The organism is Brachyspira pilosicoli (assembly GCF_019402445.1).
In the GTDB taxonomy this organism is placed as follows: Bacteria; Spirochaetota; Brachyspiria; order Brachyspirales; family Brachyspiraceae; genus Brachyspira; species Brachyspira pilosicoli_B.
Genome location: NZ_SRZM01000272.1, coordinates 1 through 11656 on the forward strand (window position 1 = coordinate 1; position 11656 = coordinate 11656).

Annotated in this window: 11 protein-coding genes; 6 read left to right on the forward strand and 5 right to left on the reverse strand. The window is 26.8% G+C overall.

Annotated features, from left to right (window positions below; genetic code table 11):
* Positions 1 to 912: DUF4132 domain-containing protein (locus tag E6A48_RS08785; protein WP_219709790.1), on the forward strand; the 912-nt coding region annotated here is incomplete at its 5' end.
* A gap of 80 nt (positions 913 to 992) precedes the next feature.
* On the opposite strand, the gene E6A48_RS08790 is transcribed toward E6A48_RS08785, so the two are convergent.
* Positions 993 to 2060 carry a M42 family metallopeptidase gene (locus E6A48_RS08790; RefSeq protein ID WP_219709792.1) on the reverse strand — a complete coding sequence of 356 codons (1068 nt, stop codon included), beginning with the start codon at positions 2058 to 2060 and terminating at the stop codon, positions 993 to 995.
* Positions 2061 to 2200: 140 nt separating this feature from the next.
* Between E6A48_RS08790 and E6A48_RS08795 the strand changes: the two genes are divergently transcribed.
* From E6A48_RS08795 to E6A48_RS08815, 5 genes are all read left to right on the forward strand, one after another.
* Positions 2201 to 3592 (forward strand): DUF4132 domain-containing protein, encoded by a 1392-nt coding sequence (locus E6A48_RS08795; RefSeq protein ID WP_219709794.1) that lies wholly within the window; start codon positions 2201 to 2203, stop codon positions 3590 to 3592.
* Positions 3593 to 3716: 124 nt separating this feature from the next.
* On the forward strand, positions 3717 to 4688 hold the full coding sequence (locus E6A48_RS08800; protein ID WP_219709796.1) for a glycosyltransferase: 972 nt from the start codon (positions 3717 to 3719) through the stop codon (positions 4686 to 4688).
* Between the two features lie 84 nt (positions 4689 to 4772).
* Positions 4773 to 5396 carry a TetR/AcrR family transcriptional regulator gene (locus tag E6A48_RS08805; RefSeq protein ID WP_219709798.1) on the forward strand — a complete coding sequence of 208 codons (624 nt, stop codon included), beginning with the start codon at positions 4773 to 4775 and terminating at the stop codon, positions 5394 to 5396.
* A 20-nt stretch (positions 5397 to 5416) separates the two neighbouring features.
* Positions 5417 to 6298 (forward strand): ABC transporter ATP-binding protein, encoded by an 882-nt coding sequence (locus E6A48_RS08810; RefSeq protein ID WP_219709800.1) that lies wholly within the window; start codon positions 5417 to 5419, stop codon positions 6296 to 6298.
* 23 nt (positions 6299 to 6321) lie between these two features.
* Positions 6322 to 7122 carry an ABC transporter permease gene (locus E6A48_RS08815; RefSeq protein WP_219709802.1) on the forward strand — a complete coding sequence of 267 codons (801 nt, stop codon included), beginning with the start codon at positions 6322 to 6324 and terminating at the stop codon, positions 7120 to 7122.
* A gap of 56 nt (positions 7123 to 7178) precedes the next feature.
* On the opposite strand, the gene E6A48_RS08820 is transcribed toward E6A48_RS08815, so the two are convergent.
* The 4 genes from E6A48_RS08820 to argC form a co-directional block, all read right to left on the reverse strand.
* The gene (locus E6A48_RS08820; protein WP_219709804.1) at positions 7179 to 8408 is read right to left on the reverse strand and encodes an aspartate aminotransferase family protein; all 1230 of its coding nucleotides are present in this window, start codon (positions 8406 to 8408) and stop codon (positions 7179 to 7181) included.
* 27 nt (positions 8409 to 8435) lie between these two features.
* Positions 8436 to 9302, reverse strand: a complete 867-nt coding sequence (gene argB / locus E6A48_RS08825) for an acetylglutamate kinase (protein WP_115588931.1) — start codon at positions 9300 to 9302, stop codon at positions 8436 to 8438.
* Positions 9303 to 9340: 38 nt separating this feature from the next.
* Entirely contained in the window at positions 9341 to 10570 is a 1230-nt protein-coding gene (argJ, locus tag E6A48_RS08830) for a bifunctional ornithine acetyltransferase/N-acetylglutamate synthase (protein ID WP_219709806.1), read from the reverse strand.
* A 56-nt stretch (positions 10571 to 10626) separates the two neighbouring features.
* On the reverse strand, positions 10627 to 11656 hold a 1030-nt coding region (gene argC / locus E6A48_RS08835; RefSeq protein WP_219709808.1), incomplete at its 5' end, for an N-acetyl-gamma-glutamyl-phosphate reductase.

The following is an 11656-nucleotide window of genomic DNA, read 5'->3' on the forward strand; positions in this document are numbered from 1 at the left end:
AAAGTTTTAAGTTATGGAGGGGAGGCAAAGAGAACATTTACTTTAAATATAGATAATAATTTAGAATTAACAATCAATGATGATGAAAAAAATAAAATTATCAAATCACTTCCAGCACCAAACAGCAAAGATGATAAGGCAGCAGCAGATTTAATTAAAAAAGAATTTAGTACTCTAAAAAAAGAAATAAAAACTTTAATACAATCTCAGAAAATAAGACTTCAAAGGGTTTTAATGAATGGCAGAAAATGGAGTTATGAGAGTTTCAAGAATGTATTTGTTAATAATAGCATTATGAATATATTTGCCTTAAAATTAATTTGGGGTGTTTATGATGATGATAATAAATTAATTGAAAGTTTTAGATATATGGAAGACGGCACTTTCAATACTTCCGATGAAGAAGAATATAAACTTGAAGATACAAACAAAAAAAATATTAGTTTAGTTCACCCTATGGAATTAGATGAAAATACTTTAAATAAATGGCAGCAGCAATTATCAGATTATGAAATTACTCAGCCTATAGAACAGCTTAATTTTACATCTGAAACTTTTGAAACTATAAAAGAAAAAGATATTCAAAATGATGAGCTAACCTCATTTGACGGAGTAACCGTTAAAGTAGGAACTTTGATGTCGCTTGCAAATAAATATGATTTTGCAAGAGGCGAAACAGAAGACGGCGGAGGATACAGTGAATATATTTTGAAAGATAGTTATTTACAAATTTCAGTACATATAACATTTGACTATATATATTTTGGAATTGAGCCTGATGAAGATGTTAATTTAAATAATATTATTTTCTATGATGAAAGCGATGAACTTCAACCTGTAAAAACTAATCCTTTAAAATTAAATCAAAGGTTTGTTAATTCTGTTTATAATATAGTAAAGAATAATATATAAAAAATAATAAAAAGTAGTACATAAAAAAGGTATTAAATTATAAAAAATTTAATACCTTTTTATAAATTGTTTATAAAAAATTAAAACTCTTTTATTTTTTCACTATTTAAAGTTTTTATTAATGCTTTAGCTATCTCTATAGAAGCAACTACATCATCATAAGAAGCATAACAATAATGACTATGAGCATATCTTGTAGCAACACCTAAAACAACACTAGGGCTTCCTAAATTAGTTTTATGATATATAGCCCCATTAGTAGAGCCTTTTTCACGTACTATCACTTGATGAGCAATATTATTTTCTTTCGCTATATTTATAGTATATTTATTTAATCTAGGGTTTGTAATCATGCCTCCGTCTATTACTCTAAGCTGAGAGCCTCTTCCAATAGCTCCATGTGCTCTATCTCCATAATAAAAAGTATCATCAGCAGGAGAACCCTCAAAAACTATAACTAAATCAGGCTTGACTTTATTAGCAGCAACAGAAGCTCCTCTTGCTCCAACTTCTTCTTGTGATGTCATCATACCAACTAAATTAACATTTAATTTTTCATCTTTTAATGCTTTTAGAGTTTCTATTACGCATACTGCACCAACTCTGTTATCTATAGCCTTAGCACAAAAACTTTTAGTTCTCTCATCATATCTAAAATCAACATCAGGCACAACAGGGTCGCCTATGCATATTCCAAATATATCTTCAGTCTCTTTTTTGCTTCTGGTACCAACATCAATATACATATCTTTTAATGTAGGTAATTTTTTTCTGTCTTCATCAGTCATAAAGTGAGGCGGCTTTGAACCTATAACACCTTTAACATATTCTCCATTTGATGATTTTATCACCACAGAATTTGATACAATGTTTGGTATATGCCAACCTCCAAGAGGTATAAAAGATAATGTGCCATTTTCGTTTATATGCTCTACCATAAAACCAATTTCATCTATATGACAGTCTAAAGCTACTATTGGTTTATTTTTATCTATTTTTTCTAAACCTAAATACAAATTATTAATAGAGTCTTTTTCACTGTCTATAAAATTTGCTTTTTCCTTTATGATATTTATTACATCATCTTCAAAACCTGATGGTCCGAATGCATTAGTTAAATCTTTTAATAATGTTATTATGTTATTCATTAAAAAAATCCTAAAATAAATTTCATATTAATAATAAATCATTTAAATAAAATATCAATATATTATTAAGATAATAAAGATTTAGATTGTTTTTATTGCTATTATACTATAATATAAATCTTAAAAAATTAGGTGTTTGTATGTTGAGCTTAAAAGAGATTAATGAGATAGTAGATAAAAATTACAAATCAAAATATGATAAAACGACTTCCTTTATAGATAACAAAATTATTTCTAAAATTTTTATTAAAGATAAAAGCAGTTTAGTTTGTGTGAAAGCTATAAGATTTATTATTGGTGCGTATTTAGAATTAAAAGAACCTTGTAGGCTAGATATTCCTGATAATATAGGCTATTCTTTAGATGAAGAGAGTTTTAGAGAGGCATTAGAAAATATATATATTAATTTTGCTGAAGACAATAAAACTAAAAATGTTCTCTGTCCATATTGCATATTTGCTTCTAATAATCAAATTAATAAGCTTTATAAAAAAGCAAAAAATATCGCAAGCAAAAGATTTAAATATGCTTCTTTTATAATGGAAGCTATATTTTTATCTTCAAAGAATATTGGTTTTTATTTAATTTATGAAGCTTCAAAAAAGTTTAAGCAAGTTAGTGTGAGAAATAAATGCCGTGATATGTTTTATACTATTTCTCATAGAATGAATATGAGTGAAGAAGAGTTTGCTGATATTATTATGCCTAATTTTGGATTTGATAGAGATGCTATTCGTATTGTTAAAACAGATGATAGAATATTTAGAATAACTTTAAAAGATAATTTCTCTATTGATATTTTTGATGAGTCTAAAAATAAATCGCTAAAAACTTTACCCAAAGATTTTTCTATTGATATAAAAACTGAATTAACTACATTAAAAACTGAGGCTAAAAAACTCATTAAAATACAAACAGAAAGATTAATTTATGTTTTTATGAATGGAAGAAAATGGCAGTTTAATAATTGGAGAGATTTATTTTTATATAATCCGTTTATGAAGAAGTTTGCCATTAGTTTGGTTTGGGGTATATACGATAAAAAAGATACTTTATTAAACAGTTTTAGATATATGGAAGACGGTACATTTAACGATATAAATGATGAAGAGATTTTTATTAAAGATGATGATATAATAGGTCTATTAAGCCCAATAGAAATAAAGAAATCTGCTATAGAAAAATGGCAAAAACAAATTTTAGACTATGAAATAGAACAGCCTTTTAATCAGCTTTCTACAAAAACAAAAACATCTTTAATAAAAAAAATACCTAATGTTCTTACTGTTGGTAATGTAAAAAATATAGCTAATAGCCTTTCTATGATTAGAGATGATGTTAATGGTGTTGTTACTAGAGGGTATGTTTTTTATGATGATTATAATGATGGTTCTATTTATATAAAATTATCTAATGTTTATTATGCTTCTAATAATAATGATGAAACTGAAATAGAGATAAAATTCAATGAATATGTTGATGAAAGATTTAAATATGGTTTTTATTTAATATTATCTTCTTTGCTAAAATGAGTGCAAATAATGTGATTTAAAAGCAAAAATCTGTTTATTTTTATCTAAATATTGTTTTAAATGTCGATATCTTAATTGACAAAAAATATTGCATATTATATTATATATAGAAAGGTAACATAATATGGTAAGCGTTATAATACCAGTCTATAATACTGATAAATATTTATCCTATTGTTTTGATAGTTTAATTAAACAGACTATTAAAGATATAGAAATAATATGTGTTAATGATTGCAGCAGTGATAAAAGCAGAGAAATTATAAAAGAGTATTCTCTAAAAGATAAAAGAATAATACTAATAGACAACAAAATAAAACATGGGGCTGGTATATCTAGAAATATTGGTTTAAATATTGCCAGAGGTGAATACGTCTTTTTTATGGATTCTGATGATTATATTTCTAATAATTTTTTAGAGGAATTATACAATACAGCAAAAAAATATGATTCTGATTATGTAAGCAGTTTAAATATATATGATGTTATAGATTCAAAAGAATATGTATCTCATCTAAATAGAGTAAGTTTTTTGAGAGATGATGATTTAGAAGGAATATCTAGTGCTAATATTAAAAACTTATCTCCTACAGATAAAGAAACTATTGAAGAGTCAACTTGGTCAAAATTATGGAGAAGAGAGTTTTTAATAAATAATAATATTTACTATTCTTCTATACTTTGTTATCAGGATACAGAGCAGTTTTTTAAATCTCTTATTCATAATCCAAAAATATCTTTTAATCATAAGCCGATATATTATTATAGACAGCATATCCATACTATTTCCACTAAAAAAAATACTGATATAAATTATTTTAAAACATTATTTGTATTATTAAGAAATTGTATAGATTATTATAATGAGGATTATATTCCTTATCTCATGAAAATTTTTTTTGAGTTATCAAATAGGGCTATAGAAAAATTTGCAGATAAAAATCTAGCTTTAAATACATTTATAGAAGAGTTAAAATTATTAGATTTAGATGAGAGTTATTTTATCAATGAAAGAGAATATTTAAAATATAAAGATATAATATCTATTAATGATGATTCTAGATTAGTTTCTAAGGATTATGCCTATCAAGTGTGAATTTATTATTTAATTTTTTTGTTTGACAAATACATATTTTGTGTTATATTTTAACTAACTGACTGAGTTAGTTAGTAATATAGAATGAGCAAAAATATAATGAATACTAATATACCAGAAGAAAAAAAAGAAGCTGTCATAAACGCATCAATAGAAGAGTTTGCAAAACATGAGTATAGGCATGCAGTTTTAGAAAATATTGCGGGTAATGCCAATATATCTAAATCTTTACTTTTATATCATTTTAAGACTAAGAAAAAATTGTATGAATATGTTTATAATTATGTGTATGAATATATAGAAAAAATAATTGCAGATTCTAACTTTTACAAAATAAAAGATTTTTTTGAGCTTATGGAATATTCATTTTATAAAAAGTTAGAAATGATGGAAAAGCATAAATCTATATTTGATTTTTTAATACAGGGATATTTTGATGAGAGTGAAGATGTAAAAGAAATAGTTAATAATTATAAGAATAAAAAGCAAATTGATATAAACAGTTATTTTAAGAATATTGATAAAACCAAGTTTAGAGATGATATTGATATAAAAGATATTATAGAAATGATAACATACACATCTGAAGGTTATTTGCAGAGCAGAAAGAAAATGACTAAAAAAGTAGATAAAGAAGATATGATAAAGCAGTATTCTAAGTGGATGAAAATGTTTAAGCAGATTTCATACAAGAAAAAATATTTATAAGGCATAAGGAGGAATTATTTATGTCTGTAATAAAAGTAGATAATATTAGCAAAGATTATGGAGGCGAGAAAGGAGTATTTGATTTATCTTTTGAAGTAAACAAAGGTGAAATATTTGGAATGCTTGGTCCTAATGGGGCAGGTAAGACAACAACTATAAGGCAATTAATGGGATTTATAAAGTCTGATAAAGGAAGTGCTAAAATATTAGATATGGACTGTTTTGTTAATAGAGAAAATATACAATTGAAGCTTGGATATTTGCCGGGAGAAATTGCTTTTATGGACGAGATGAAGGGGAGTGATTTTATAAGATTTATTGCTGAAATGAAATCAATAAAAAATAAAAATAGAATTAATGAGCTTACTGATTTGTTTGAACTTGATGCTAATAGAAAAATAAAAAGCATGTCAAAAGGTACAAAACAGAAAATAGCTATAGTATGTGCATTTATGAATGAGCCTGAAGTTGTTATATTAGACGAGCCTACAAGCGGACTTGACCCTTTGATGCAAAAAAAGTTTATTGAGTTGATTTTAGAAGAGAAGAGAAAAGGCACTACTATTTTTATGTCATCGCATATATTTGAAGAAGTTGAAAAAACATGCGACAGAACTGCTATATTAAAAGACGGCAAACTCATAGCAATAGAGAATATGGAAGAATTAAAATCTAAAAAAAATAAAAATTTTGAAGTAGTTTTTAAAACAAATGAAGAAGCGTTATATTTTAAAAATAAAATTAGTTTTAAATCAGAGCTGAATAATAATATTGTAAAGCTTTCTATTATCAATAATGAAATTAATAATTTTATAAAAGAACTTAGCAATTATGATATATTAGATATTAATTCATCAAGTCAGACATTAGAGGAGTTATTTTTGCATTTTTACAGTAATTGATTTTTATTATAATAGGAGTTTGTATGTTTAATTTAGTTTTATTAAAAAAAGAATTAAAATCAAATTTTAAAATATTATTAATATTTGCTTTAGTATTAACTATGTATGGAGCAATTATAGTTTCTATGTTTGACCCTAAACTTGTTGATAGTTTAAACTCTATGGTTGAGAGTATGCCTCAGATGTTTGCTTTATTTGGAATGAATAATTTTTCTAGCAATTTAACTGATTTTTTAATTGATTATTTATATTCATTTTTGCTTATTATTTTTCCATTAGTTTTTATTGTTTTGCTTGTTAATAGACTTGTTATAAGATACCTTGATAAAGGAAGCATTGCATATTTATTTTCTACACCTAATTCAAGAATAAAGATAATATCTACGCAAATATTAAGTGCTGTTTTAGAAATATTTATATTAAACTTATATATTACTATTCTTCTTATAATTACAAGTGAGATGATGTTTAAAGGAGAACTTGATATAACAAAACTTATTATTATAAATATTGCTCTTTATGGTTTATGGCTTTCTTTTTTAGGAATATGTTTTTTAAGTTCTGTAAGTTTTTCTTCTACATCAATTTCTCTTTGGGTAGGTGCTGGACTTTGTATATTATTTATGCTTTTTCAGATGATATCAAGGGTAGGAGAGAAGGCAGAGTTTTTTAAATATTTAAGTATTATAACATTATTTGCACCGTCTAAATATAGTACTGATTTTAATACATTTTTAACATGTGCTATATCTTTGTTTATTATTGGAATAGTTACTAATATACTAGCTATAATTATTTTTAATAAGAGAGATATAAGAGCATAATTTTTTAAGACTTGCTTCATAATAATTTTTTATATTATGAAGCAAATCTATTATCTTTATCCTATACACTCAGAAAGTATTGAAACAGCTTTTTCTAATTCTTTATCAGTTATTGTGAGAGGAGGAAGAAGTCTTATTTTATTTTTAGCAGTCAAAGGAATTACTCCTTTTGATATACATTTTTCTACTATTTCTCTAGCATTTAATCCTTCTTTTAAGCCTATTCCAAGCATTAAGCCTATTCCGTCCACACTTACAACATTATTAAGTTTTGTTAATTTAGTTTTTATATATTTAGATTTTTTTTCAACTTCTTTTAAAAGTTTTTTGTCTATAATGTTTAATACTTCCAAAGCCCCAGCAGCAACAACAGGATTAGCACCAAATGTAGAAGCATGATCCCCTGGAACAAATACATCAGAGCATTTTTTGTTCATAAGTATAGCCCCTATAGGAAGCCCGCCTCCTAATCCTTTTGCTAATGTGGTAATGTCTGGTTTAATTCCAAAATGTTCAGAGCATAAAAACTTTCCTGTTCTTCCAACACCAGTTTGCACTTCATCAACTATAAAGAGTATGTCATTTTCTTCACAGTATTTTTTTATCTTTTGTACATATTCTTTATCAAGCGGTATAACTCCACCTTCACCCTGTATAAGCTCCATCATTATAGCACATGCATTGTCTTTTAATTTTTCTATAGTGTCTTCATAATTGTTCGCTTCTGCAAATGAAAATCCTTCCAAAAATGGAAAAAAGTAATTATGAAAAACTTCCTGACCAGTAGCAGAAATTGTAGCCATAGTTCTGCCATGAAAAGAGTTTTTTAATGTTACAATTTTGTTTTTTTTATAATTTTTATCATTATTGGCATATTTATTGAAAGAATATTTTCTTGCACATTTAATAGCAGCTTCATTTGCTTCAGCACCAGAGTTGCAGAAAAAAGCTTTGTCGTATTTTGTTATAGAGCATAATTTTTTTGCCAAATCAATATAAGGTTTTGTATAGAAAAGATTTGAAGTATGCTGAAGTGTTTTTGCTTGATTTACTACAGCATTAATCCAATTTTTATTTCCATAACCAATGCTATTAACTCCAATACCGCTTCCTAAATCAATATACTCTTTTCCTTCTATATCTTTTAATTTAGTATCTTTAGCAGACTCTAAAACTAAATAGAATCTTGCATAAGTATTAGCAACATATTTTTTACTATTATTAATATATTCTTTTTTTAATTTTGATTTTTCATTATTTTGATTATTATTTTTTTTGCATGCCATATTTTTATCCTCACTATTTAATTTATTTTAGTCCTTATAAAACATTGTTCCTATACCTTCATCAGTAAACATCTCTATTAATAATGAATGGCATAGTCTTCCATCTATTATAAATACTTTTGATACTCCATTTTGTACTGCATTAATACAGTGCTGAACTTTAGGTATCATTCCTCCAGATATAGTGCCGTCTTTTATAAGATTATCTATCTCTTTAATATTTATTTTGCTTATTAAAGTGCTTTCATCATCTTTATCTTTTAAAAGACCTGGTGTGTCTGTCATATATATTAATGTTTCAGCTTTTAAGCTTTCTGCTATTTTTGCAGCAGCAGTATCAGCATTAATATTATAAACATTTCCTTCTTTATCACATCCTATAGTAGCAACTATTGGAATATATTCATTTGTTATTATAGTATTAAGCAAATGAGTATCAACATCATCAACATCTCCAACAAATCCTAAATCAATATCCCCTTTATATTTGCTTACTTTAAACATGTTGCCGTCAATACCGCATATACCTAAACATTTGCCTCCGCAGTTTTCAAGAGAAGCCACCAACTCTTTATTAACTTTTCCAGCAAGAACCATTTTTACTATTTCAGCAGTTTCGCTGTCAGTGTATCTTAAGCCATTTATAAACTTTGATTCTTTTCCTATTTTGTTGAGCATAGCAGTAATATCTTTTCCTCCGCCATGAACCACTATAACATTTATTCCCACAGTAGAAAGCAAAGCAACGTCGCTCATTACTTTCTTTTTTAATTCAGGGTTTTCCATAGCACTTCCGCCATATTTTATTACAACGGTTTTTCCTGTGTATTTTTGTATATATGGAAGTGCCTGATTAAGTATTAATGCCTTATCTCTATTTGAAATATTTTCCATTTTTATTTCCTTGTATCTATATTGCTTTATATAAGATTTTAGCTTCTGTATGAGCCGTTAATTTTTACATAGTCATAAGTTAAATCACATCCCCAAGCTACAGCTTTGCTATCACCAGAGTTCATATCTATTGTAATTTTTATCTCATCTTCTTTTAATATTTTTAAAGCCTCATCTTCATCAAACTCTACACCATATCCGTCTTTATAAACATTCATCTCTCCAGATTTTGAGCCAACGTTTATAGAAACTTTATTTATATCAAAATCAGCGTCAGTATAACCTATAGCACATGAAATTCTTCCCCAGTTCATATCGCACCCAAACATAGCAGCCTTAACTAAATTTGATGTTATTACAGATTTTGCTATTTTTCTTGCTAATTTTATATCACTAGCATTCATTACTTCGCATTCAATTAACTTTGTAGCTCCTTCTCCGTCTTTAGCTATTGCTTTAGATAAATAAGTATTAGTCATATTTAATGCCTTGCAAAATATTTTATAATTATCATCTTCTTTATCTATCAAAGTGTTTTTAGCTTCACCATTAGCAAGCACAACGCACATATCATTTGTAGAAGTATCTCCATCAACACTAACCATATTATATGTAGATTTTGTATCTTCGCTTAAAGCCTTCTGAAGCATTTCACTTGATATATTGCAGTCTGTTGTGATAAATGCAAGCATTGTAGCCATATTAGGGTGAATCATTCCGCTTCCTTTTGCAGTGCCTCCAATATGCACTTTTTTACCGTCAATTTCAAACTCATAAGCTATCTCTTTCATAAATGTGTCAGTTGTCATTATGGCACTTGCTGCATTTTTAGCATGTTCATGAGAATGATTTGCATTGTCTATAAGCTCTTTTATATTTTTTTGTATAGGTTCTATTGGAAGAGGCACTCCTATAACACCAGTAGATGCAACAGCCACTTCTTTTTCATCAATACCAAGTACATCTGCAGTAAGTTTGCACATCTCTTTTGCTACCTCCACTCCGTTTTTATTGCAAGTGTTAGCATTTCCAGAATTGCATATAATAGCTTTTGCTTTTCCATCTTTTAAATGTTCTTTGCTTACTGTGATGTTTGCTCCACATGCTTTATTTTGAGTATATACTGCCGCAGCAGAACATTGACTTTTACTATAAATTATTGCTAAATCTTTTTTTTCTTTATTTTTCTTTATTCCTGCATGTATTCCATTTGCTAAGAAACCTTCAGAAGCACATACACCGCCTTCAATTTGTTTAATATCTATCATTTTATTCTCCTATTGTTGTTTAATAAAAATTGTATAAAAATATATATTTATAATTATTAAAAAGCTGGAGGTATTATATTCAAACCTTCATCTTCTTTTAAGCCTAAAGCTATATTCATGTTTTGTATTGCCTGTCCTGCCGCTCCTTTTACCATATTGTCTATTGTTGATACTATTATTAATTTGTTTGTTCTCTCGTCCATATGCAAAGATATATCACAATAATTTGAGTATTTAACATATTTTAAATTTGCTATCTCTCCAATATTTAATACTCTTACAAATGCTGAATCTTTATAAAACTCTTTGTAAATATTATGTATGTCTTCTAATTTAAGATTTTTATTTTCTAATTTTGTATATATTGTTGAAACTATCCCTCTGTTTAATGGAAGCAAATGAGGAACAAAAGTAACTTTTATATCTTCACCGTATATGTTTGATAATGTTTGTTCTATTTCAGGGGTGTGTCTATGTTCAGCAATTTTGTATGGAGCAAATGCTTCATTACATTCTGTATAATGAGTATTTAATTTTAATTCACGTCCTGCACCAGTAGCTCCAGATTTTGAGTCGATTATAATATCATCTTTTTGTATTAATTTGTTTACTAAAGATGGTGCTAATGCTAAACCTATAGAAGTAGGGTAGCATCCGGGATTTCCTATAATTTTTGCATTCTTTAATTGTTTCTTATTATATACATTATCATACTTAATTATTTCAGGTATTGAATAAATTGCCTCTTTGTGAAGATTTTTATATTTATATTCTTTGCCGTACCAATTTTTATAATCTTCTTCATCGTCCAATCTAAAATCAGCACCCAAATCTATAAATAAAATATTTTTTTCAAAGCATTTATTTGCAATCTCATCGCTTAAACCAGCGGGAAGTGAAGCAAATACAACATTGGTATCATTAAATATTTCATTTTCATCTATTAATAATTTATCTAAGTTTTTATTTAAGTTAGGATATATTTCGTTTATATTTTTCCCAACAAAACTTTTTGAAGAAATATTTTTTAATTCTACTTTACTATGAGATAATAGCAGTCTAATTAATTCTGCACCTGCATATCCT

Excerpts from the sequence above, each read along its gene's own strand:
- E6A48_RS08790 (WP_219709792.1), bottom strand. The coding sequence starts at position 2,060 with ATGAATAACATAATAACATTATTAAAAGATTTAACTAATGCATTCGGA.
- E6A48_RS08795 (WP_219709794.1), top strand. The coding sequence starts at position 2,201 with ATGTTGAGCTTAAAAGAGATTAATGAGATAGTAGATAAAAATTACAAA.
- E6A48_RS08800 (WP_219709796.1), top strand. The coding sequence starts at position 3,717 with ATGGTAAGCGTTATAATACCAGTCTATAATACTGATAAATATTTATCC.
- E6A48_RS08805 (WP_219709798.1), top strand. The coding sequence starts at position 4,773 with ATGAGCAAAAATATAATGAATACTAATATACCAGAAGAAAAAAAAGAA.
- E6A48_RS08810 (WP_219709800.1), top strand. The coding sequence starts at position 5,417 with ATGTCTGTAATAAAAGTAGATAATATTAGCAAAGATTATGGAGGCGAG.
- E6A48_RS08815 (WP_219709802.1), top strand. The coding sequence starts at position 6,322 with ATGTTTAATTTAGTTTTATTAAAAAAAGAATTAAAATCAAATTTTAAA.
- E6A48_RS08820 (WP_219709804.1), bottom strand. The coding sequence starts at position 8,408 with ATGGCATGCAAAAAAAATAATAATCAAAATAATGAAAAATCAAAATTA.
- argB (WP_115588931.1), bottom strand. The coding sequence starts at position 9,302 with ATGGAAAATATTTCAAATAGAGATAAGGCATTAATACTTAATCAGGCA.
- argJ (WP_219709806.1), bottom strand. The coding sequence starts at position 10,570 with ATGATAGATATTAAACAAATTGAAGGCGGTGTATGTGCTTCTGAAGGT.